Source organism: Pseudomonas hydrolytica, from assembly GCF_021495345.1.
GTDB classification, from domain to species: domain Bacteria; phylum Pseudomonadota; class Gammaproteobacteria; order Pseudomonadales; family Pseudomonadaceae; genus Aquipseudomonas; species Aquipseudomonas hydrolytica.
In genome coordinates this window covers 456,420-477,620 of record NZ_CP099397.1, presented here as the reverse complement: position 1 = coordinate 477,620, position 21,201 = coordinate 456,420, and the positions used below count along the sequence as shown (strand labels likewise).

The 21,201-nt window shown below is 67.6% G+C and carries 21 protein-coding genes; 10 read left to right on the top strand and 11 right to left on the bottom strand.

Features of this window, described 5'->3' with window-relative positions; translation table 11 throughout:
- Positions 1–88 precede the first annotated feature (88 nt).
- The 7 genes from L1F06_RS02300 (at position 89) to L1F06_RS02270 (ending at position 7,152) form a co-directional block, all read left to right on the top strand.
- A complete protein-coding gene (locus L1F06_RS02300; protein ID WP_096827606.1) occupies positions 89–985 on the top strand; it encodes an energy transducer TonB in 897 nt (298 codons plus the stop codon).
- Between the two features lie 131 nt (positions 986–1,116).
- Complete coding sequence (locus L1F06_RS02295) at positions 1,117–1,686, top strand: YqgE/AlgH family protein (RefSeq protein WP_004373137.1); 570 nt, start codon at positions 1,117–1,119, stop codon at positions 1,684–1,686.
- The gene (gene ruvX / locus L1F06_RS02290; protein ID WP_129481946.1) at positions 1,683–2,120 is read left to right on the top strand and encodes a Holliday junction resolvase RuvX; all 438 of its coding nucleotides are present in this window, start codon (positions 1,683–1,685) and stop codon (positions 2,118–2,120) included. The genes L1F06_RS02295 and ruvX overlap by 4 nt, the downstream gene beginning before the upstream one ends.
- 30 nt (positions 2,121–2,150) lie before the next feature.
- On the top strand, positions 2,151–2,654 hold the full coding sequence (pyrR, locus tag L1F06_RS02285; RefSeq protein WP_129481947.1) for a bifunctional pyr operon transcriptional regulator/uracil phosphoribosyltransferase PyrR: 504 nt from the start codon (positions 2,151–2,153) through the stop codon (positions 2,652–2,654).
- An 11-nt stretch (positions 2,655–2,665) separates the two neighbouring features.
- A complete protein-coding gene (locus L1F06_RS02280) occupies positions 2,666–3,673 on the top strand; it encodes an aspartate carbamoyltransferase catalytic subunit (RefSeq protein WP_129481948.1) in 1,008 nt (335 codons plus the stop codon).
- Positions 3,673–4,944 carry a dihydroorotase gene (locus tag L1F06_RS02275; RefSeq protein ID WP_129481949.1) on the top strand — a complete coding sequence of 424 codons (1,272 nt, stop codon included), beginning with the start codon at positions 3,673–3,675 and terminating at the stop codon, positions 4,942–4,944. Before L1F06_RS02280 ends, L1F06_RS02275 begins: the two co-directional genes overlap by 1 nt.
- A gap of 300 nt (positions 4,945–5,244) precedes the next feature.
- Positions 5,245–7,152, top strand: a complete 1,908-nt coding sequence (locus L1F06_RS02270) for a beta-ketoacyl synthase (RefSeq protein WP_129481950.1) — start codon at positions 5,245–5,247, stop codon at positions 7,150–7,152.
- 52 nt (positions 7,153–7,204) lie between these two features.
- Here the strand turns inward: L1F06_RS02270 and cysQ are convergent, their stop codons facing one another.
- Both cysQ and nudE read right to left on the bottom strand, forming a co-directional pair.
- Positions 7,205–8,023, bottom strand: a complete 819-nt coding sequence (cysQ, locus tag L1F06_RS02265) for a 3'(2'),5'-bisphosphate nucleotidase CysQ (RefSeq protein WP_129481951.1) — start codon at positions 8,021–8,023, stop codon at positions 7,205–7,207.
- On the bottom strand, positions 8,020–8,586 hold the full coding sequence (nudE, locus tag L1F06_RS02260) for an ADP compounds hydrolase NudE (protein WP_004373151.1): 567 nt from the start codon (positions 8,584–8,586) through the stop codon (positions 8,020–8,022). Before nudE ends, cysQ begins: the two co-directional genes overlap by 4 nt.
- Positions 8,587–8,710: 124 nt before the next feature.
- Between nudE and yrfG the strand changes: the two genes are divergently transcribed.
- A complete protein-coding gene (gene yrfG / locus L1F06_RS02255) occupies positions 8,711–9,373 on the top strand; it encodes a GMP/IMP nucleotidase (RefSeq protein WP_129481952.1) in 663 nt (220 codons plus the stop codon).
- 56 nt (positions 9,374–9,429) lie between these two features.
- Here yrfG and fdhD read toward each other — a convergent pair whose 3' ends face one another.
- The 5 genes from fdhD to L1F06_RS02230 all read right to left on the bottom strand — a co-directional run bounded on the left by fdhD (position 9,430) and on the right by L1F06_RS02230 (position 15,611).
- Entirely contained in the window at positions 9,430–10,254 is an 825-nt protein-coding gene (gene fdhD, locus L1F06_RS02250) for a formate dehydrogenase accessory sulfurtransferase FdhD (protein ID WP_129481953.1), read from the bottom strand.
- A gap of 95 nt (positions 10,255–10,349) precedes the next feature.
- Entirely contained in the window at positions 10,350–10,598 is a 249-nt protein-coding gene (locus L1F06_RS02245; protein WP_129481954.1) for a formate dehydrogenase subunit delta, read from the bottom strand.
- 100 nt (positions 10,599–10,698) lie between these two features.
- Positions 10,699–13,533 carry a formate dehydrogenase subunit alpha gene (fdhF, locus tag L1F06_RS02240; protein ID WP_129481955.1) on the bottom strand — a complete coding sequence of 945 codons (2,835 nt, stop codon included), beginning with the start codon at positions 13,531–13,533 and terminating at the stop codon, positions 10,699–10,701.
- A 15-nt stretch (positions 13,534–13,548) separates the two neighbouring features.
- Positions 13,549–15,120: a formate dehydrogenase beta subunit gene (locus L1F06_RS02235; protein ID WP_129481956.1), complete on the bottom strand. Its 1,572-nt coding sequence runs from the start codon at positions 15,118–15,120 to the stop codon at positions 13,549–13,551.
- Positions 15,117–15,611, bottom strand: a complete 495-nt coding sequence (locus L1F06_RS02230; RefSeq protein ID WP_129481957.1) for a formate dehydrogenase subunit gamma — start codon at positions 15,609–15,611, stop codon at positions 15,117–15,119. Before L1F06_RS02230 ends, L1F06_RS02235 begins: the two co-directional genes overlap by 4 nt.
- Before the next feature lie 199 nt (positions 15,612–15,810).
- On the opposite strand from L1F06_RS02230, the gene L1F06_RS02225 reads away from it, so the two are divergent.
- Positions 15,811–16,899: a substrate-binding domain-containing protein gene (locus tag L1F06_RS02225; protein ID WP_129481958.1), complete on the top strand. Its 1,089-nt coding sequence runs from the start codon at positions 15,811–15,813 to the stop codon at positions 16,897–16,899.
- Positions 16,900–17,030: 131 nt separating this feature from the next.
- On the top strand, positions 17,031–17,483 hold the full coding sequence (locus L1F06_RS02220) for a hypothetical protein (protein ID WP_096827619.1): 453 nt from the start codon (positions 17,031–17,033) through the stop codon (positions 17,481–17,483).
- Here L1F06_RS02220 and L1F06_RS02215 read toward each other — a convergent pair.
- From L1F06_RS02215 to L1F06_RS02200, 4 genes are all read right to left on the bottom strand, one after another.
- Entirely contained in the window at positions 17,477–18,247 is a 771-nt protein-coding gene (locus tag L1F06_RS02215; protein WP_129481959.1) for a DUF4824 family protein, read from the bottom strand. The two genes, L1F06_RS02220 and L1F06_RS02215, sit on opposite strands and share 7 nt — an antisense overlap.
- On the bottom strand, positions 18,244–19,308 hold the full coding sequence (locus L1F06_RS02210) for a DUF2157 domain-containing protein (protein ID WP_129481960.1): 1,065 nt from the start codon (positions 19,306–19,308) through the stop codon (positions 18,244–18,246). Before L1F06_RS02210 ends, L1F06_RS02215 begins: the two co-directional genes overlap by 4 nt.
- A 63-nt stretch (positions 19,309–19,371) precedes the next feature.
- Positions 19,372–19,803, bottom strand: coding sequence for an acyl-CoA thioesterase (locus L1F06_RS02205; protein WP_129481961.1), 432 nt, complete (start codon positions 19,801–19,803; stop codon positions 19,372–19,374).
- Between the two features lie 97 nt (positions 19,804–19,900).
- Positions 19,901–21,064: an iron-containing alcohol dehydrogenase gene (locus tag L1F06_RS02200; protein WP_129481962.1), complete on the bottom strand. Its 1,164-nt coding sequence runs from the start codon at positions 21,062–21,064 to the stop codon at positions 19,901–19,903.
- Positions 21,065–21,201 lie beyond the last annotated feature (137 nt).

Sequence of the window (21,201 nt, the reverse complement as noted above, 5' to 3'; positions counted from 1 at the left end):
CGCAGGTGGCAGCCTGGCGCCTGCAACTTGCAGGCGCCCACCGCTACCCGGCAGACTGCGCCCCATTCGAAAGCAGACCCGATACGCGATGAACGCAGCAGCCACCCCACCGACCATGTCCTCCGCCACCGTCCGTCCGGCGGATCGCCTGGGGTTCACCCTGTTTCTCGCTGCTGCGTTGCACGTGGCGCTGATTCTGGGCGTCGGATTCACCCTGGAATCGCCGCCGGAAATCAGCAAGACGCTGGAAATCACCCTCTCCACCTTCAAGAGCGAAGAAAAGCCCAAGGAGGCCGACTTCCTCGCGCAGGACAACCAGCAGGGTAGCGGCACGCTGGAACATGCCGCCGCACCGAAGACCACCGAGCAGGCACCCTTCCAGGACAGCGAGGTGCGCAAGGTCACGCCGCCCGCCACCCCGCAGCAGCCGGCCACCAGGCAGGAAGCGCCCAAGGCCGCCGTCGCCACGCGCGCACCGCAGCAACAGAAGACACCGGTCAAGCGCGAGGAAGCCAAGCCGGTTGCGGAAACGCGCCCGGCGCCAGTGTTCGACGCTGCCCAGCTGTCGGCAGAAATCGCCAGCCTGGAAGCCGAGCTGGCGCAGGAAGTTCAGGCCTACGCCAAGCGCCCGAAGATCCACCGCCTCAACGCCGCCTCGACCATGCGCGACAAGGGCGCCTGGTACAAGGACGAGTGGCGCAAGAAGGTCGAGCGCATCGGCAACCTCAACTACCCGGACGATGCCCGTCGCCAGCGCATCTACGGCAGCCTGCGCCTGCTGGTGTCGATCAACCGCGATGGCTCGCTGTATGAAGTGCAGGTGCTGGAGTCCTCGGGCCAGGCGGTACTCGACCAGGCCGCGCAGCGCATCGTGCGCCTGGCCGCGCCCTACGCCCCCTTCACCGGCGACCTGGCCGATATCGACCGTCTGGAAATCATCCGCACCTGGCGCTTCGAGCGCGGCGATCGACTTTCAAGCAACTAGCGACAACGGCACTGGCCCGACGCAGGGTGCGCTGTGCGCACCATTTTTCAAACGACAGCAGTGGCCGGTGCGCACGGCGCACCCTACGGGATGGCTTGTAGCCCGAGGCTTGTCGTTCCAAACTAGGCGCCATGAAGAATTCAGCCCCCATCTCGCTCAAGCACCACTTCCTGATCGCCATGCCGCACATGGCCGATCCGAATTTTGCGCAGACCGTCACCTACCTGGTCGAACACAACGAACAGGGCGCCATGGGCCTGGTGATCAACAAGCCCAACGGCCTCAACCTGGCCGATGTGATGGAGCAACTGCGCCCCGAGGAAGAGCCGGCGGCGCTGTGCCACAGCCTGCCGATCTTCGCCGGCGGCCCGGTGCAGACCGATCGCGGCTTCGTCCTGCATCCGGCCGGCATGCAGTTCCAGGCCACCCTGGAGCTGGGTGAGCTGGGCCTGTCCACCTCGCAGGACGTGCTGTTCGCCATCGCCGACGGCATCGGCCCGGACCGTTACCTGATCACCCTCGGCTACGCCGGCTGGGAAGCCGGACAGCTGGAGGCGGAGCTGGCCGACAACGCCTGGCTGACCTGCCCCGCCGACAACAGCATCCTCTTCGACCTGCCCTACGATCAACGCCTCAACGCGGCGGCGGCGCGCCTGGGGGTCAACCTCAGCCTGCTCACCTCGCAGGCCGGGCACGCCTGATGAGCGACAAGCCGCTACGCCTGCTGCTGGGCTTCGACTACGGTACCAAGCAGATCGGCGTCGCCGTCGGCCAGGTGATCACCGGCCAGGCCCGCGAGCTGTGCGTGCTCAAGGCGCAGAACGGCGTACCGGACTGGAACCGCGTCGAGGCGCTGATCAAGGAGTGGCAGCCGGACGCCGTGGTGGTCGGCCTGCCGCTGAACATGGACGGCACATCCAGCGAGATGAGCGCCCGCGCCGAGAAATTCGCCCGCCGCCTCAATGGCCGCTACAACCTGCCCGCCTACACCCACGACGAACGCCTGACCACCTTCGAGGCCAAGGGCCAGCGCCTGCGCGAGGGCCAGAGTGGCGGCTACCGCGAGCGCCCCGTCGATGCCATTGCCGCCGCTCTGCTGCTGCAGGGCTGGCTCGAGGAAAACTGTCCGGGCTGAGCGACTCGGCCCGCCACATGGAGTTTCGCCATGCTACCCAACCCCAACGACCTGCTGCCGGCCATGGCCAGCGCCCTGACCCAGCACCTGAACCAGCGCCAGATCGCTGAGCCGCGTTTCATCGGCATTCGCACCGGCGGCGTCTGGGTCGCTCAGGCCCTGCTTGCCGCCCTGGGTCGCGACGATGCGCTGGGCGTGCTCGACGTGTCCTTCTACCGCGACGACTTCACCCAGAACGGCCTGCACCCGCAGGTGCAACCGTCCGAACTGCCGTTCGAGATAGAAGGCCAGCACCTGGTGCTGATCGACGATGTACTGATGAGCGGGCGCACCATCCGCGCCGCGCTGAACGAGCTGTTCGACTACGGTCGCCCGGCCAGCGTGACCCTGGTCAGCCTGCTCGACCTGGGCGCCCGCGAACTGCCGATCCGCCCCGACGTGGTCGGCGCCTGCCTGTCGCTGGCGGCCAACGAGCGGGTAAAATTGTCCGGCCCCACGCCGCTGACCCTCGAACTCCAGACGCTCGCCAACTGAGACTCCCCGCGATGACGCCACTCGCCGCCAAGCGCCCGCTGCAGCTGAACGACCAAGGTCAGCTGCGTCACTTCCTCTCACTCGACGGCCTGCCCCGCGAGCTGTTGACGGAAATTCTCGACACCGCCGACTCCTTCCTCGAAGTCGGCGCACGCGCAGTGAAGAAGGTCCCGCTGCTGCGCGGCAAGACCGTGTGCAACGTGTTCTTCGAGAACTCCACGCGCACCCGTACCACCTTCGAACTGGCAGCCCAGCGCCTGTCGGCCGACGTCATCAGCCTCAACGTGTCGACCAGCTCCACCAGCAAGGGCGAGACGCTGTTCGACACCCTGCGCAACCTCGAGGCCATGGCCGCCGACATCTTCGTCGTGCGCCATGCCGACTCCGGCGCCGCGCACTTCATCGCCGAGCACGTGTGCCCGAACCTGGCGATCATCAACGGCGGCGACGGCCGTCACGCGCACCCGACCCAGGGCATGCTCGACATGCTCACCATTCGCCGCCACAAGGGCGACTTCGAGAACCTCTCGGTGGCCATCGTCGGCGACATCCTGCACTCGCGGGTGGCGCGCTCGAACATGCTGGCCTTGAAGACCCTGGGTTGCCCGGATATCCGCGTGATCGCGCCAAAGACCCTGCTACCCATCGGCCTGGAGGAAAGCTACGGCGTGCGCGTGTTCACCGACGCCAACGAAGGCCTCAAGGACGTCGACGTGGTGATCATGCTGCGCCTGCAGCGTGAGCGCATGCAGGGCGGCCTGCTGCCCAGCGAGGGCGAGTTCTACCGCCTGTTCGGCCTCACCGAGCAGCGCCTGAAGCTGGCCAAGCCCGATGCCCTGGTGATGCACCCGGGGCCGATCAACCGCGGCGTGGAGATCGAGTCGGCGGTGGCTGACGGCCCGCAGTCGGTGATCCTCAACCAGGTCACATACGGCATCGCCATCCGCATGGCCGTGCTGTCGATGGCCATGAGCGGGCAGAACGCCCAACGTCAACTCAACGCCGAGGAGGCCAACTGATGCGTACCGCAATCCTCGGCGCACGCGTGATCGACCCGGCCAGCGGTCTGGACCGGGTCGCCGACCTCTATATCGACGGCGGCAAGCTGGCCGCCATCGGCCAGGCCCCGGCCGGTTTCACTGCCGACAAGACTCTCGACGCCCAGGGCCTGATCGCCGCCCCCGGCCTGGTCGACCTGTCGGTGGCCCTGCGCGAGCCGGGCTACAGCCGCAAGGGCAGCATTGCCAGCGAGACCCTGGCCGCCGCGGCCGGCGGCGTCACCAGCCTGTGCTGCCCGCCGCTGACCAAGCCGGTGCTGGACACCCCGGCGGTGGCCGAACTGATCCTCGATCGCGCCCGCGAAGCCGGGCACACCAAGGTCTTCCCAATCGGCGCACTGAGCAAGAATCTCGCCGGCGAGCAGCTGGCCGAGCTGGTCGCCCTGCGCGATGCCGGCTGCGTGGCTTTCGGCAACGGCCTGGACAACTTCCGCAGCGCCCGCACCCTGCGCCGCGCGCTGGAATACGCGGCCACCTTCGACCTGCAGGTGATCTTCCACTCGCAGGATGCCGACCTGGCCGAAGGCGGCCTGGCGCATGAAGGCCCGACCGCCAGCTTCCTCGGCCTGGCCGGCATCCCGGAAACCGCCGAGACCGTGGCCCTGGCCCGCGACCTGCTGCTGGTGGAACAGAGCGGCGTGCGCGCGCACTTCAGCCAGATCACCAGCGCCCGTGGCGCCGAGCTGATCGCCAATGCTCAGGCCCGCGGCCTGCCGGTGACCGCCGATGTGGCGCTGTACCAGCTGATCCTCACCGACGAGGCGCTGATCGATTTCTCCAGCCTCTACCACGTGCAGCCGCCGCTGCGCTCGCGCTTTGATCGCGACGGCCTGCGCGAGGCGGTGAAGGCCGGGGTGATCTCGGCCATCGCCAGCCACCACCAGCCGCACGAGCGCGACGCCAAGCTGGCGCCCTTCGCCGCCACCGAGCCGGGCATCAGCAGCGTGCAGTTGCTGCTGCCGCTGGCCATGAGCCTGGTACAGGACGGCCTGCTCGATCTGCCGACGCTGCTCGCGCGCCTGTCCAGCGGCCCGGCCGCGGCCCTGCGCCTGCCGGCCGGCAGCCTGGGCGTCGGCAGTGCCGCCGATATCGTGCTGTTCGATGCGCAGGCTTCCACCGTCGCCGGCGAGCAGTGGTACTCCAAGGGCAGCAACTGCCCGTTCATCGGCCATTGCCTGCCCGGCGCGGTGCGCTACACCCTGGTCGACGGGCATATCAGCTACCAGGGCTGAGCCCTTCGAGCCCGCCAGCCGGCGGGCTCGTCAGCGAAATACGCTGTCCCGTAGGGTGCGCCGTGCGCACCAACCTCTGAGGGCAGCGGTGCGCACGGCGCACCCTACCCGCTAACGACCTTCCCACCTGCGACACGCCTTGCACTCGCCACGACATTGGACGAATGAGTGACTCGACAGTCATGATCCACGTCAGGTTAGGCAGCCGAATATTTCCAAACGCCACCGCCCTATGACTCCGCTCGCGCCCACTGGCGCCGGCCTGGCGTCGCGCTGGCCTTGTTCAGGAGCTTTTGAGTTATGTCGCGCTTACCTGTGATCGTGGGTTTTGGGGGTTACAACGCAGCCGGGCGCAGCTCCTTCCACCATGGTTTCCGTCGTACCGTGCAGGAGTCGCTCGAGCCCCAGGCACGCCAGGAAACCCTGGCCGGGCTGGCGCAGATGATGAAGCTAGTACGCGTGGTCGACGGCCAGTACCGCGATCAGGACGGCCAGCCACTGAGCCTGGCCGACATCGAAAGCCGCTACGGCAAGGACATTCTCGCCGGCACCCTGGTGCGCCGCATCGAGAAACAGCATCTGGATCCGGACGCCGCCCACTGGCAGAAGAGCATCGGCCTGGCTCCCGGCCACAGCGGCAGCCTTAGCTTCATCACCCAGCGCAAGCAGCTGCCCGAGCCGCTGCCGGCCAACTGGTCGGTGCAGGAGCTCAACGCCAGCGAGGTGCAGGTCACCCTGCATGACAGCTGCGAATTCAAGGTCGACAGCTACCGCCCGCTGGCGGTGAAGTCCGCCGGCCAGCTGCCCACCGGCTTCGAGCCGAGCGAGCTGTACAACTCGCGCTTCCACCCGCGCGGCCTGGCCATGACCGTGGTCGGCGTCACCGACGCCCTGCGTTCGGTGGGTATCGACTGGCAGCGCATCGTTCAACATGTCGCCCCGGACGAGATCGCCGTGTTCGCCAGCTGCATCATGAGCCAGCTCGACGAGAACGGCTTCGGCGGCATGATGCAGTCGCGTCTGAAAGGCGGCCGCGTCACCGCCAAGCAGCTGGCCCTGGGCCTGAACACCATGCCGGCGGACTTCATCAACGCCTACGTGCTCGGCAGCGTCGGCACCACCGGCAGCATCACCGGCGCCTGCGCCACCTTCCTCTACAACCTGCAGAAGGGCATCGAGCAGATCGCCTCGGGCAAGGCGCGCGTGGTCATCGTCGGCAGCAGCGAGGCGCCGATCAACCAGGAGTGCATCGAGGGTTATGGCGCCATGGGCGCGCTGGCCACCGAGGAAGGCCTGCGCCAGATCGAGGGCAAGCAGGACGTGGATTTCCGCCGCGCCAGCCGCCCGTTCGGCGACAACTGCGGCTTCACCCTGGCCGAAGCCTGCCAGTTCGTGGTGCTGATGGACGATGAACTGGCCCTGGAGCTGGGTGCCGACGTCCACGGCGCGGTGCCGGACGTGTTCATCAACGCCGACGGCTTCAAGAAGTCCATTTCCGCTCCCGGCCCGGGAAACTACCTGACCGTGGCCAAGGCCGTGGCCAGCGCCGTACAACTGCTCGGCCTGGACGCCGTGCGCAGCCGCAGCTTCGTGCACGCCCATGGCTCCAGCACCCCGGCCAACCGCGTCACCGAGTCGGAGATTCTCGACCGCGTCGCGGCCGCCTTCGGCATCGAACAGTGGCCGGTCACGGCGGTGAAGGCCTTCGTCGGCCACTCCCTGGCCACCGCCAGCGGCGACCAGGTGATCGCCGCCCTCGGCGCCTTCAAGTACGGCATCGTGCCCGGCCTGAAGACCATCGACGCGGTCGCCGGCGACGTGCATCAAGAGCACCTGAGCCTGTCCACCGTCGATCGCAAGGTGGGTGAGCAGGCAATGGAGGTGGCCTTTATCAACTCCAAGGGTTTCGGCGGCAACAACGCCAGCGCCCTGGTGCTGGCCCCGCACGTGGTCGAGCGCATGCTGCGCAAGCGCCACGGCCAGGCCGCCTTCGACGCCTACCTGGCCCGCCGCGAAGCCACCCGCGCCGCGGCCGCGGCCTATGACCAGCAGGCGCTGCTGGGCCAGCTGGACATCATCTACAACTTCGGCAACGACATGATCGACGACCAGGCGATCTCCATCACCACCGAGGAAGTGAAGGTGCCCGGCTTCGACCAGCCGCTGGTGTTCAGGAAGGACGAGCGCTACAGCGATATGCTCGATTGAGCCGTAGGGCGGGTGCAACCCGCCATGGACGATGTGGCGGGTTGCACCCGCCCTACAATGTCCGCGCCAACTCGATCAGCTCGCCACGCCACTCGGCAGTGGCCGGCAAGGCCAGGAACGACGGATTGAGAAAGGATTCGCGCGCCTCGTAGGTGAGCACTTCGCCGGCCAGATTCAGCACCTCGCCGCCCGCCCCTTCCAGCACGCCCTGCGCCGCGGCGGTGTCCCACTGCGAGGTGGGCGCCAGACGCGGGTAGCAGTCGGCATTGCCCTCGGCCAGCAGACAGAACTTCAGCGAACTGCCGATATTGGCCAGCGCCGGCTCGCCGAAGCGCGCGACCAGCTCACCGAGCAAGCGCTCCTGCGCCGGACTCGAATGGCGCTTGCTGGCCACCAGGGTAAAGCCCTGCGCCGGCGCCAGACGCACGCTGATCGGCTGCTCATCGCCCGGCGCTTCGCTGCGCCAGGCGCCCAGACCGGCACCGCCGTAATAGCAACGGCCATTGGCCGGAATGCCGACCACGCCGAAGACCACGCGGCCACGCTCGATCAGCGCGACATTGACGGTGAACTCCTCGGAACCGGCGATAAATTCCTTGGTGCCATCGAGCGGATCGACCAGCCACCAGCGTGTCCAGGCCGCGCGTTCGGCCAGCGGAATGTCGGCGGCCTCTTCCGACAGCACCGGTACATCCGGCGCCAGCGCGCGCAGGCCATCGAGCAGGATGTGGTGGGCGGCCAGGTCGGCGGCAGTGACTGGCGAGGCATCGGCCTTCTCCGTCACGGCCACGTCGCTGCGCCAGTACGGCAGGGTCGCCGCACCTGCGGCACGTACCAGCTCGATCACCTGGGGAATATGGGGATGACTCACTGCACGAACTCCCCGCGCTGACTCAGCAGGTCACGCACCAGGTACAGCGCGGCCAGGGCGCGGCCCTCGCTGAACTGGGCGTGCTGGGCCAGGCTGGACAACTCGCGCAGGTTGATGCGGTCGACCCGCATCGGCTCCGGCTCGTCGCCGGGCAGGCGCTCTTCGTACAGATTGCGCGCCAGTACCACCTGGATCTTCTGGCTCATGTAGCCGGGCGACAGGCTCAGCTCGGTGATGTACTCCAGCTCATGCGCACCGAACCCCGCCTCCTCCTTGAGCTCGCGATTGGCCGCCACCAGCACGTCCTCGCCCGGTTCGATCAGCCCCTTGGGCAGCGACAACTGGTAGTCGTCGGTGCCGCCGCAGTATTCCTCCACCAGCACCGCGTGCTCGGCATCGAGCATGGCCACCACCATCACCGCGCCGTAGCCGGCGCCCTTGCCCACCAGGCGTTCGTAGGTACGCTCGACCCCATTGGAGAAGCGCAGCTGCAGTTCCTCGACGCGGAACAGGCGACTGCTGGCGACTATTTCACGGGCGAGCACCGTGGGCTTCTGACGCATGGGGCAACTCCTTGGCGTGACCTGGCGGGTTATCATACCGCGGCTTTTGCGATTATCCCCGGCGCAGATTGCATGATCGCGACGCGGGCCGGCAGATTCACGACTCTCATCACTGGGCGCGCCCATGCCTTCACTCCCCTGGCACCAGATCGACACCGTCCTGCTGGACATGGACGGCACCCTGCTCGACCTGCATTTCGACAACCATTTCTGGCTCAAGCACCTGCCGCAGCGCTATGCCGAGCACCATGGCACCAGCCTGGCGCTGGCCGAGGCCGAGCTGTTGCCGCTGTTTCGCCAACATGCCGGTACGCTGAACTGGTACTGCACCGATTTCTGGAGCCGCGAGCTCAAGCTCTCGATCCGCGATCTCAAGCGCGAGGTGGCCCATCTGATCGCCCTGCGTGAGGATGCCGAGCTGTTCCTGCGCGCCCTGCGCGAAGCCGGCAAGCGTGTGGTGCTGATCACCAACGCGCATCGCGATTCGCTGTCGTTGAAGATGGAACGGGTCGAACTGGCGCCCTGGTTCGAGCGCCTGATCAGCTCTCACGACTACGGCTTTCCCAAGGAGAACCAGCAGTTCTGGTTCGCCCTGCGTCAGGACGTCGGCTTCGATCCGGCGCGCAGTCTGTTCATCGACGACAGCCTGCCGATCCTGCGCAGCGCCGGACAGTTCGGCGTCGCCCACCTGCTCGCCGTGCGCCAGCCGGACAGCCAGGCCGGGCCGAAGGACACCGAGGAATTCGCCGCCGTGGAGGATTACCGCGAACTGCTGCAGGGCCTGTAGCCCGGATGCAATCCGGCAATAGCCTCGAGGCGCAAGGCTGGTACGCACGGCACACCCTACGACGCCGGGCTATAGACCCGCGGTGGACTATGGTGCGGCAGGTGAATGAGGTTGAGGCGGTGCCGACGCGCCCAGCGCACGCACAGGTCGGTGGGCGCCGACAGGCTGACCAGGCTGGCGAAGCCGGCGCGCACCGCCTTGTGGATCAGCTCCAGGCTGCAGCGGCTGGTGACCACGGCAAAGCCGCGACGGGCGTCGCGGCTTTCACGGTTTAGCGCGCCGATCAGCTTGTCCAGCGCGTTGTGCCGGCCAATGTCTTCGCGGCACAGGACGATCTCGCCAGACTCATCGACGAACAATGCCGCATGCAGCGCGCCGCTCTGGCGCGCCAGCTTCTGCACCTGGCCGATGCGCGTACGCAGGTCGGCCAGGTGCGCGGCCGGTGGCAGCGGGTTGAGGCTCAGGGTGTCGAGTTGCGGCAGCGCCTGCTCCAGCGCCTCGACGCCGCACAGGCCGCAGCCACTGGTGCCGGCCAGATTGCGCCGCTGCTGCTTGAGCGCCCAGAAGGCGCGGCTGGCGATCTGCACCTCGGCGCTGAATGCCTCCCCCGCGCGCTTGAGCTGGATGTCGTAGATGTCCTCGGCCGCCGCCACGACTGCAGAAGTCAGGCTGAAGCCGACGACGAAATCCTCCAGCGCGCTGGGCGAAACCATCATCACCGCTTGAGCGACGCCGTTGTAGGCGATGGCCAGGGCGCATTCCTCGGCCAGCACGGCGTGACCATCGTGCGCCGCCTCGTCCAGCTCGACATAGGCGTAACCGTCCGGTGCCGGAGCGGCGGCGCGATCATCGGTAAGCGGGTCGGCGGTACGGCGTGACATGGATGCGGATTCCTCGCGGTCGTAGGGTGCGCCGTGCGCACCAGCCCCTAGCACCTCACGAGACACCCAAAGGCCATGTGCAGTTCATGGAGCGTTCAGACACTAGCAGCCTGTGGCTCGATCTGCCCGCGCAAATCGCGCAGCACCTGCAGCGCGAACTCGCTCAGACCCTCGCCGTCGCTGGCGTCCAGGTGGGCGTAAAGCGCCGTGCGCATCTGCGGGTCCCATTGGCGCTTGAGATGCTGGGCGTATTCAGTGCGCGCCTGGGCGGGGTCAGGCTGGGACGCGAAGAAGGCGCCGATCTGGTTGGCCATCTTGATCAGTTGGGTGGCGTTCATGCCCATGGCTGTGCTCCGCTGAATAACCGGGAAGCCGCAAAGAATAGGCCGGCGTGGCAGTGGTGCGCACGGCGCACCCTACGAACCGGTGCCGGGGCCAGCGGCATCATAACTGCACCACCGGCAGCAGGCTGACCTGCTCGCGGGTGAAGCTATCGAACTCCTGCTGCCACTGCGACGGGACTTCGACCTTGCGCACCTGGACCGCGGTGACCTTGTACTCCGGGCAGTTGGTGGCCCAGTCGGAGTTGTCGGTGGTGATCACGTTGGCACCGGATTCCGGGTGGTGGAAGGTGGTGTACACCACACCCGGCTGCATGCGCTCGGTGACCTTGGCGCGCATCACCGTCTCGCCGGCACGGCTGTTGATGCCGACCCAGTCGCCGTCCTTGATGCCGCGATCCTCGGCGTCCACCGGGTGCAGCTCGAGGATGTCCTCGGCGTGCCAGGCCTTGTTGGCGGTACGCCGGGTCTGCGCGCCGACGTTGTACTGCGAAAGGATGCGCCCGGTGGTCAGCACCAGCGGCCGCTTGCGCGAGGTGCGCTCCTCGGTGGGGATGAACTCGGTGACCACGAAGCGCCCCTTGCCACGCACGAAGGCGTCCTCGTGCATGATCGGCGTGCCTTCCGGGGCCTCGTCGTTGCACGGCCACTGGATGCTGCCCAGGCGGTCGAGCTTGGCGTAGCTGACGCCGGTGAAGGTCGGCGTCAGCGCGGCGATCTCGTCCATGATCTCGGACGGATGCTTGTAGTTCATCGGGTAGCCGAGGGCGTTGGACAACGCCACGGTCACTTCCCAGTCTTCCTTGCCGGCCAGCGCCGGCATCACCTTGCGCACCGGCGAGATGCGCCGCTCGGCGTTGGTGAAGGTGCCGTTCTTCTCCAGGAAGGAGGCGCCAGGCAGGAACACGTGGGCGTACTTGGCGGTTTCGTTGAGGAACAGGTCCTGGATCACCACGCACTCCATGGCCTTGAGTGCATCGGTGACGTGCTGGGTGTCGGGGTCGGACTGCGCCGGGTCCTCACCCTGGATGTACATGCCCTTGAAGGTGCCGGCATGCGCCGCGGCGAGCATGTTGGGGATGCGCAGGCCCGGCTCGTCGAGCAGCTTGACGCCCCAGGCGGCCTCGAACTGCGGCCGTGCCACCGGATCGGAAACGTGGCGGTAGCCCGGCAGCTCGTGGGGGAAGGAGCCCATGTCGCAGGAGCCCTGCACGTTGTTCTGTCCGCGCAGCGGGTTCACACCGACACCCGGACGGCCGATATTGCCGGTGGCCATGGCCAGGTTGGCGATCGCCATCACGGTGGACGAGCCCTGGCTGTGCTCGGTGACGCCCAGGCCGTAGTAGATCGCCGCGTTGCCACCGGTGGCGTACAGGCGCGCGGCAGCGCGCACCGAAGCGGCCGGCACGCCGGTCAGGGCCTCCATGGCCTCGGGGCTGTTGCGCTGTTCGCTGACGAAGGTGCGCCATTGCTCGAAGGCTTCGGCCTCGCAGCGCTCGGCGATGAACGCCTCGTTGATCAGGCCCTCGGTGGCGATCACATGGCCCAGGCTGTTGAGCAGGGCGACGTTGCTGCCCGGACGCAGCTGCAGGTGATGCTCGGCGCGGATGTGCGGGCTGCGCACCAGGTCGATGCCGCGCGGGTCGGCGACGATCAGCTTGGCGCCCTCGCGCAGGCGGCGCTTGAGCTGCGAGCCGAACACCGGGTGGCCGTCGGTGGGGTTGGCACCGATCACCAGCACCACGTCGGCGGACAGCACCGAGTCGAAATCCTGGGTACCGGCGGACTCGCCGAGGGTCACCTTGAGGCCGTAGCCGGTCGGCGAGTGGCAGACGCGGGCACAGGTATCCACGTTGTTGTTGCCGAAGGCAGCGCGCACCAGCTTCTGCACCAGGTAGGTTTCCTCGTTGGTGCAGCGCGAGGAGGTCAGCCCGCCGACCGCATTACGGCCGTACTGTGCCTGGATCTCCTTGAAGCGCCGGGCGGCGTAGCCGATGGCCTCGTCCCAGCTCACCGAGCGCCACGGCTCGTGGATGCTGTCGCGGATCATCGGGGTCTTGATGCGGTCCGGGTGGGTCGCGTAGCCCCAGGCGAAGCGGCCCTTGACGCAGGCGTGGCCATGGTTGGCGTGGCCGTTCTTGTTCGGCACCATGCGCACCACGGTGTTGCCCTTGACCTCGGCGTTGAACGAGCAGCCAACGCCGCAGTAGGCGCAGGTGGTGGTGACGCTGCGCTCGGCCTGGCCCAGCTCAATCACTGATTTTTCCATCAGCGTGGCGGTCGGGCAGGCATTGACGCAGGCACCGCAGGACACGCACTCGGAGTCGAGGAAATCCTCGGCCTGGCTGGCGGCCACGCGCGAGTCGAAGCCGCGGCCGTCGATGGTCAGGGCGAAGGTGCCCTGCACTTCCTCGCAGGCGCGCACGCAGCGGTTGCAGACGATGCACTTGGACGGGTCATAGCTGAAATAGGGGTTGGACTCGTCCTTGGTTTCGGCCAGGTGGGTCTTCACCGGGTCGTAGCGTACTTCGCGCAGGCCGACCACACCGGCCATGTCCTGCAGCTCGCAGTTGCCGTTGGCCGAGCAGGTCAGGCAGTCCAGCGGGTGGTCGGAGATGTACAGCTCCATGGTGCCGCGACGCAGTTCGGCCAGTTTCGGGCTCTGCGTGCGCACCACCATGCCCGGCTCCACCGGGGTGGTGCAGGACGCCGGGAAGCCGCGGCGGCCTTCGATTTCCACCATGCACAGGCGGCATGAGCCGAACGGCTCCAGGCTGTCGCTGGCGCACAGCTTGGGCACGGCGATGCCGGCCTCCTGAGCCGCACGCATCAGCGAGGTGCCGGCCGGCACGGTGATGGCGTTGCCGTCGATTTCCAGGGTTACCGGAGCACCGCTGCGAGCAGGGGTGCCATAGTCGAGTTCACGATACAGGGCCATGGGGACGCCTCCGGATCAGCGGGCTTCGGCGCTGTCTTGCGACACGCCGAAGTCCTCGGGAAAGTGGTTGATGGCGCTCATCACCGGATAGGGTGTCATGCCGCCAAGGGCGCAGAGCGAGGCGCCGAGCATGGTGTCGCAGAGGCTCTTGAGCAGTTCGATGCGCCCCGGCTGCGGGCCTTCGGAACGGGCCACGATGATCTGCGACAGCAGCTCCTCGCCGCGGGTCGAGCCGATCCGACAGGGCGTGCACTTGCCGCAGGATTCCACCGCGCAGAACTCCATGGCGTAGCGCGCCATGTCGGCCATGTCGACGGTGTCGTCGAACACCACGATGCCGCCGTGGCCGAGTACCGCGCCAAGGGCGGCGAAGGCCTCGTAATCCAGCGGGGTGTCGAACTGCGACTCGGGCAGGTAGGCGCCGAGCGGGCCGCCGACCTGCACCGCGCGGATCGGCCGGCCACTGACCGAACCGCCGCCGTATTCATACAGCAGCTCGCGCAGGGTGATGCCGAAGGCCTTCTCGATCAGGCCGCCGCGGGCGATGTTGCCGGTCAGCTGGATCGGCAGGGTGCCGAGCGAGCGGCCCATGCCGTAGTCCTTGTAGTAGGCGCCGCCCTTGTCGAGGATGATCGGCACCGACGCCAGCGAGATCACGTTGTTGATCACCGTCGGCTTGCCGAACAGGCCCTCGATGGCCGGCAGCGGCGGCTTCGGCCGCACGGTGCCGCGCTTGCCCTCGATGCTTTCCAGCAGCGCGGTTTCCTCGCCGCAGATATAGGCGCCGGCGCCGCGGCGCAGCTCCAGATGGAAGGCCTTGCCGCTGCCGAGCACATCATCGCCCAGGTAGCCGGCGGCCGTGGCGCGGGCAATGGTTTCGAGCAGCACCGCTTCGGCGTGCGGGTATTCCGAACGCAGGTAGATGTAGCCGCGCGTAGCTCCAACTGCGAGGCCGGCGATGGTCATGCCCTCGATCAGCACGTAGGGATCGTCTTCCATCACCATGCGGTCGGAGAAGGTGCCCGAGTCGCCTTCGTCGGCGTTGCAGACGATGTACTTCTGCTCGGCCTGGCAACCGAGCACGGTGCGCCACTTGATGCCGGTGGGGAACGCCGCGCCGCCACGGCCGCGCAGGCCGGATTCGGTGACCTCGGCAACGATCGCTTCGGGCGTCATGCCGAGGGCGCGCTTGAGGCCGCGGTAGCCGTCGTGGGCGATGTAGTCCTCCAGCGACAGCGGGTCGGTGATGCCGACGCGGGCGAAGGTCAGGCGCTCCTGGCGCTTGAGGTATTCGATCTCCTCGGTCAGGCCATGGCCCAGCGCATGTGCCTTGCCCTCGTGGAAACCGGCGTCGAACAGGCCGGCAACGTCGCGTGCCTTGACCGGCCCATAGGCGACACGACCGGCCGGCGTGGCAACCTCGACCAGCGGCTCGAGCCAGAACAGCCCGCGCGAGCCGTTTCGCACCAGTTGCACCTCGATACCGCGCGCCGCGGCCTCGGCGACTATGGCCTTGGCTACCTTGTCGGCGCCCAGGCTGAGCGCGGTGGCATCGCGCGGGACGAAGATCTTGATCGGTTCGCTCATGCCTGGGCCCCCTGTTCGGCCAGCAGCGCCAGCACTTCCTCGGCGTCGACACGACCGTGTAGTTCGCCATTGAGCATCACGCTCGGTGCGCAGGCGCAGTTGCCCAGGCAGTACACCGGTTCGAAACTGAGGCTGCCATCCTCGCGGGTCTCACCCAGCGGCAGGCCGAGCTTGCTTTCCAGTTCAGCGGTCAGCGCCTTGACCCCCATCGACTGGCAGGCCTCGGCCTGACACAGCTTGAGCACCTGGCGGCCGGGCGGCGTGGCGCGAAAATCGTGATAGAAGCTGACCACCCCGTGCACCTCGGCGCGCGACAGGCAGAGGTCCTCGGCGATCAGCGGCAACAGCTCGGGCGGTACGGCGCCGAGGCGGTCCTGGATGTCGTGGAGGATGGGCAGCAGGGCGCCGGGCTGGCCGCGGTGGGCGGCGAGCACCTCACGGGTGACGGCCTCGCATTGCTCGGGGGCGAAGCGCTGGGGAAGAAGGGCCATGTTCGATGCTCCAGCCGGCGGCTATACCGGTACTGTCAGGAGATAAGCCGGCCAGTCACGGCTGCCGGTCGGCTTATCCCAGGCGGAGCCATTGGGCTCGCCATATATGAAGTAAAGTTCTTATACTCGGACGAAAAATCGCCCATGAAAGGCAAACTAACATGGGAAATTGGCCACACAAATATGAAGTATTGAGCATATGATCCGTATCGACATCCAGCCGCGCTGGCGTTTCCACCAGCGCGACGGCAGCAGCCTCGACCCGCAGGGCCTGGAACTGCTGCAGGCGGTGCACGACACCGGCAAGCTGACCGAGGCCGCCGCCCGCGTCGGCTACTCCTACCGCCATGCCTGGAACCTCTTGGGCAAGTGGCAGGCGTTCTTCGGCAGCCCTTTGATCGAGCTGGAACGCGGCAAGGGCGCACGCCTGGCGCCGCTGGGAGAGAAACTGCTGTGGGCCGACCAGCGCATTCGCGCGCGGCTGTCGCCACAGCTGGATAACCTGGCGAGCGAGCTGGAACTGGAGCTCAACCGGGTGCTGCAGGCCAGCAATCCCGGCCTGCGCATCCACGCCAGCCACGGTTTCGCCGTGGCGGCGCTGCGCGAATGGCTGGAACGCGACCCCAGCTGGCAGTGGGAGGTGCAATTTCGCAGCGGCAGCGAGGCGATGATCGCCTTGCAGCGCCACGACTGCGAGGTGGCCGGCCTGCACGTGCCGGCCGGGCCGCTTGGCACCCTGAGCATGAGCCGCATCCAGCCCTGGCTGCGCCCCGATCAGCGGGTGATCACCTTCGTCGTGCGCACCCAGGGGCTGATGCTCGCCCCCGGCAACCCGCACGGCGTGCGCGGCCTGGCGGACCTGGCGCGCGGCGAGCTGCGCTTCGTCAATCGCGAACCGGGTTCGGGCACACGCCTGCTGCTGCAGGACCTGCTGCAGCAAGGTGGCCTGGACAGCGCGACCATCAAGGGTTTCCACAACGAGGAGTTTACCCACGCGGCAGTGGCGGCCTTTGTAGCCAGCGGCATGGCCGATGTCGGCTTCGGTGTCGAAGCCGCGGCGCGCCAGTTCGGCCTGGACTTCATTCCCATGGCGCGCGAGCACTATTGCCTGCTGTGCCGCGAGGACAGCCTAGAGCTGCCGGCCATGGCCGCGCTGCTGCGGGTGCTGCAGAACCCGGAGTTTCAGGCACGTATCGGCCAGTTGCCCGGCTACGCCCTGAGCCGCCCCGGCGAGGTGCTGCCGCTGACCCTGGCGCTGGAGCAGTGGGGCCGCGAAAGCCTGTTGTGAGTCGCTGCGCGAAACTGTGAACCCGTTCCGCTTGCCGGCAGACTGCCGACGGAAGGTCGGGAACCAGAGGCGAGCCGCTTCGGTCAATGGAGCAACTCCGCTGCAAAGCGGCTCCCGTGATCGAGGTGTCTATGAAATCTCTGCAGTTGCTCCTCCTCTCTCTGGGTCTGACCAGTGGCGGCGTCGCCCTGGCGGGCAATACCGAAGCCGGCCTTGGCGGTGCTCTGGGCGGCGCAGTGGGCGCCATGGTCGGCCAACAGGTCGGCGGCAATACCGGCGCGGCAGTGGGTGCTGGCCTCGGCGGCGCGGCCGGCAGCATGGTCGGCGCGGATCGCCGCAGCCGTACCGAGGCGGCCATCGGTGGCGCGCTAGGCGCAGCAGGCGGCAACGTGATCGGTCAGCAGGTTGGCGGCAACACCGGCGGCGTGGTGGGTGCAGCAGTCGGTGGCGGCGCCGGCGGCGCGTTGGGCAACCACATGGGTAACGCCAGCTATCGGGATGATCGTCGCGGCTATCGCGAAGTGCATCACCACCACTATCACGGCAAGAAGAAGCACAAGAAGCACTGGCATCGTCATCACTGACGGATGCTGAGCACCCAGGGTTCATGACGACGACCGAAGGCGACTTCGACCTGCGCCTTGAACCCTGATTGCTCGTAGCTACGCTCCCAGCCACGCGCCAGCTCGCGGTAGGCATGGGGCACGCTGAGGCGATCGTTTTCCAGGCGAATGCTCGCGCCATAGCCGGCCTCCGCGCCGTGACGATAGGGCTCCATGCGCCCGACCAGCACGACCTGACGCTGCCGATCCGGCCAGCGCTGGCGCAGCACCTCGGCATCCACCCCCGCATCCACCAGAATCAGACGACTGGCCTGCTGTTGCTCATGCAACAGGCGACGCCGGTGTTCGTCGCGCTCCTGCTGCAACACCTCGCTTTCGGGCCGGGCCCGCAGTTCGGCCTCAGCTGCCTCCAGCGCCTGGCGCGCCTGTTCGACCTGACGCCGATGAACGGGGCCGTCGAGCTCCAGCACCAGCCAGACCTCGCGGGCCGGTTGCCGGCCCCAGGCCTGCTCGTCGGTGCCAGCGGCGAAACCCAGCTCGCGCAGCTTGGCCTCGTCCAGCCAGGGCAGTTGCCAGCCCTCCCCCGCATGCCGCCAGCTCAGCTGCAGGCGCAACACCCCATCGTCCTGCTCACGCAACCAGCCACCGTAGACGCGCTGCAGCTCGCGCTCGCTGAGCAGCAGCTGCGCCTCGGGCGCGCCGCTGCGGTTGTACCAGACGCCGCCCAGCGCCACTGCGTTGCTCAGCAGCACCACGCCGAGCCCCAGCCACAGGGCGCGCTTCATTGCACACCGCCCGGCACGCTACGCCGCCAGCGTTGCAGCATCACCAGCAACAGCACGGCGATCAGCCCGAGCAGGAGGAAGAACAGGTAGCGCGGCAGCAGTTGCCACCACCAGTCGAACAGCTTGGCGAAGAGCATGATCAATGCGAAGACCAGACCGGTATTGACCACCTCGCCCCAGCCGCGGCGAATGCCGAGCCACAGGGTCAGCCCGGCGAGCACGAAACCGAGGGTCTGGTAGAAGGCCTCGATCCAGCCGGTCGGCCAGGCGAGGTAGCTGCCGCTGCCCCAGTAAGACAGCACCAGCACCGGCCCGAGCAGGTAGAGCAGTCCCATCACCCGATAGCAGGCGGCGAAACCCGCATGGCGCCGCTGATCGAGCCATTGCGGCACCAGCATCAGCGCCGCCAGCGGCATGAACAGCTCCGGCCGCTCGCCCAGCGTCCACCAGTGCCAGCCGGCCCAGTCGCCAAGGCGCGCGGCGACGAACAGGCCGAAGCACAGCAGCGCCACCACCAGCAGCAGGCGCTGACGACACTGGTAGGCCAACAGCAGGGCCAGCGCCGCCCAGGGCAGCAGCGCCTTGTCCGAGGGGGTGATATTGAAGATCTGCCCGAGCATCGACAGGTTCAGCACGAAGCAGACGAACGCCAGCACGGCCGCCAGCTTGGCGTAGTAGCCCGAGCTGTCGCGGGCCTGCAGCCAGAAGCAGAGCAGCAGGCTGCCCAGGCTGCTACCAAGCAGGATGGCGACCTGAGCGGGCACGTCGAACAGCCCCCAGAACTGGTAGAACAGGAAGAACAGTCCGGCCGCCAGTGCCAGCGCGCCGAACAGCGAGGCCAGGCGCATGCCCAGCGACAGCTGGCGCGCGCGGGCATCGGCGTCGATGTCCAGGGTCTGCCGGTAGTGCGTCAGCAACTGGCGATGATGGGCGGCGACCGCCTGTTCCTGCGCTTCGCTCAGTTGCAGCACCTGCTCGCGGCGTAGCTCGTCCAGCTCCTCACGGAAGGCGGTGATGCGAGCGGCGCGCTGCTGCGCCTGCTCACGTTCGGGATCGGACATGGACACTACCTGGCAGATGACTGCGCACAGCCTAGCAGGCTGCTCGACCCAGGCGAACCCGCATTAGGCCAGCAGGCGTTCCAGCACTGCGCGCAGGGCCGGCGGAATCGACACCGGCCGATTGCTTTGTCTATCCACGAACACGTGGACGAAACGCCCGGCGGCGCAGGCCTGCTCCTCGCCGGCCCTGAAGATCGCCAGCTCGTACTGCACCGAGCTGTTGCCCAGCTTGCCGACGCGCAGGCCCACCTCGATGGCATCGGGGAAGGCGATGGAGGCGAAGTAGTCGCAAGCCGAGCTGACCACGAAGCCGACCACCTCGCCGGCATGGATATCCAGGCCGCCCGCGGCGATCAGGTAGGCATTCACCGCGCTGTCGAAGTAGCTGTAGTAGGTCACGTTGTTGACGTGGCCGTAGATATCGTTGTCGTGCCAACGTGTGGTGATCGGCTGGAAGTGGCGGTAGTCGCCACGCAGATGTTGGGGTTGGCTCATCAAGGGTCCTTGGGGTGGCTTCGGTGCGCGCGGCGCACCCTACGGCGAAATAACGCCGAGCGTAGGGTGCGCCGTGCGCACCAATGGCAATCTGGTTTCAATAAGCAGCCTGGTAAATGGCCAGCGCCTGCTGCTCGTTCATCTCGCGCGGATTGTTCACCAGCAGGCGCTGCTGCAGCATGGCGTCCGCCGCCAGCGTGGGCAACATGACCTCGCTCACTCCGGCATCGCGCAACCGGGTCGGCAGGCCGCTGCGCTGACTGAAGCCGGCCAGAGCCTCGATCAATTGCTCGGTCTGCGCCGCCGCACTGCCGGCCCGCAACTGTTCGCCCAATACCAATGGCGCCAGCTCGGCATACAGCGGCGCAGCCGCTGGTGCGTTGAACGCCAGCACCTGCGGCAGCACCAGGGCATTGGACAGCCCGTGGGGAATGTGGAAATGCCCGCCCAGCGGGTAGGCCAGCGCATGCACCGCCGCCACCGGGGCGTTGGCGAAAGCCTGCCCGGCCAGGCAGGCGCCGAGCAGCATGGCCTGGCGCGCCTCGCGGTTGCTGCCGTTGCGCACCACCTCATCGAGATTGGCCGCCAGCAGACGCAGGGCTTCGCGCGCCAGCAGATCGGAAAGCGGGTTCTTCTTCAGCGCGCTGGTGTAGGCCTCGATGGCATGCACCATGGCGTCGATGCCGGTGGCGGCGGTGACCGCAGGCGGCAGGCCGAGGGTCAGGTCGGCGTCGAGCAGGGCCAGATCCGGCAGCAGCAGCGGCGAAACCACGCCCATCTTGGTGGTCTCGCCGGTGGTGACGATGGCGATAGGCGTCACCTCGGAGCCGGTGCCGGCGGTGGTCGGCACCTGGATCAGCGGCAGGCGCCGGCCGCGGGCATTGCCCACGCCGTAAATCTCGCTCAGCGCCTGGCCACAGTCGGGATGCGCCAGCAAGGCCACCAGCTTGGCCACGTCCATCGAGCTGCCGCCGCCGAAGCCGACCACCAGCTCCGCCTGCAGCTCGCGGGCCTGGGCCACGGCGGCCAGCACCACGGCCTCGGGCGGATCGGCCAGCACCTGGTCGAACACCTGCACGCCCATGCCGGCGCGGGCGAAGCCCGGCAGCAGGGGTTCCAGCAGGCCCAGGCGGGTGATGCCGGGATCGGTGACGATCAGCACGCGCTGTGCGCCGCGCTCGCGGCACAGTTCGGCCAGACGCAGGCTGGCGCCGGATTCGCAGAGGATCTGCGCGGTGGTGGCGAAGCTGAAGGGATGCATGGGGTGCTCCTCTTGTTGTAGCCCGGATGCAATCCGGGGTTGATCGTGCAATCGGTGGCAGATGGTGCGCACAGCGCACCCTACGTACGAGGCGCACCCTGAAGACGCAGGGTGCGCCGCGCGCACCCATAACCCGC

Excerpts from the sequence above, each read along its gene's own strand:
- L1F06_RS02300 (WP_096827606.1), top strand. The coding sequence starts at position 89 with ATGAACGCAGCAGCCACCCCACCGACCATGTCCTCCGCCACCGTCCGT.
- L1F06_RS02295 (WP_004373137.1), top strand. The coding sequence starts at position 1,117 with ATGAAGAATTCAGCCCCCATCTCGCTCAAGCACCACTTCCTGATCGCC.
- pyrR (WP_129481947.1), top strand. The coding sequence starts at position 2,151 with ATGCTACCCAACCCCAACGACCTGCTGCCGGCCATGGCCAGCGCCCTG.
- L1F06_RS02280 (WP_129481948.1), top strand. The coding sequence starts at position 2,666 with ATGACGCCACTCGCCGCCAAGCGCCCGCTGCAGCTGAACGACCAAGGT.
- L1F06_RS02275 (WP_129481949.1), top strand. The coding sequence starts at position 3,673 with ATGCGTACCGCAATCCTCGGCGCACGCGTGATCGACCCGGCCAGCGGT.
- L1F06_RS02270 (WP_129481950.1), top strand. The coding sequence starts at position 5,245 with ATGTCGCGCTTACCTGTGATCGTGGGTTTTGGGGGTTACAACGCAGCC.
- nudE (WP_004373151.1), bottom strand. The coding sequence starts at position 8,586 with ATGCGTCAGAAGCCCACGGTGCTCGCCCGTGAAATAGTCGCCAGCAGT.
- yrfG (WP_129481952.1), top strand. The coding sequence starts at position 8,711 with ATGCCTTCACTCCCCTGGCACCAGATCGACACCGTCCTGCTGGACATG.
- fdhD (WP_129481953.1), bottom strand. The coding sequence starts at position 10,254 with ATGTCACGCCGTACCGCCGACCCGCTTACCGATGATCGCGCCGCCGCT.
- L1F06_RS02245 (WP_129481954.1), bottom strand. The coding sequence starts at position 10,598 with ATGGGCATGAACGCCACCCAACTGATCAAGATGGCCAACCAGATCGGC.
- fdhF (WP_129481955.1), bottom strand. The coding sequence starts at position 13,533 with ATGGCCCTGTATCGTGAACTCGACTATGGCACCCCTGCTCGCAGCGGT.
- L1F06_RS02235 (WP_129481956.1), bottom strand. The coding sequence starts at position 15,120 with ATGAGCGAACCGATCAAGATCTTCGTCCCGCGCGATGCCACCGCGCTC.
- L1F06_RS02230 (WP_129481957.1), bottom strand. The coding sequence starts at position 15,611 with ATGGCCCTTCTTCCCCAGCGCTTCGCCCCCGAGCAATGCGAGGCCGTC.
- L1F06_RS02225 (WP_129481958.1), top strand. The coding sequence starts at position 15,811 with ATGATCCGTATCGACATCCAGCCGCGCTGGCGTTTCCACCAGCGCGAC.
- L1F06_RS02220 (WP_096827619.1), top strand. The coding sequence starts at position 17,031 with ATGAAATCTCTGCAGTTGCTCCTCCTCTCTCTGGGTCTGACCAGTGGC.
- L1F06_RS02215 (WP_129481959.1), bottom strand. The coding sequence starts at position 18,247 with ATGAAGCGCGCCCTGTGGCTGGGGCTCGGCGTGGTGCTGCTGAGCAAC.
- L1F06_RS02210 (WP_129481960.1), bottom strand. The coding sequence starts at position 19,308 with ATGTCCGATCCCGAACGTGAGCAGGCGCAGCAGCGCGCCGCTCGCATC.
- L1F06_RS02205 (WP_129481961.1), bottom strand. The coding sequence starts at position 19,803 with ATGAGCCAACCCCAACATCTGCGTGGCGACTACCGCCACTTCCAGCCG.
- L1F06_RS02200 (WP_129481962.1), bottom strand. The coding sequence starts at position 21,064 with ATGCATCCCTTCAGCTTCGCCACCACCGCGCAGATCCTCTGCGAATCC.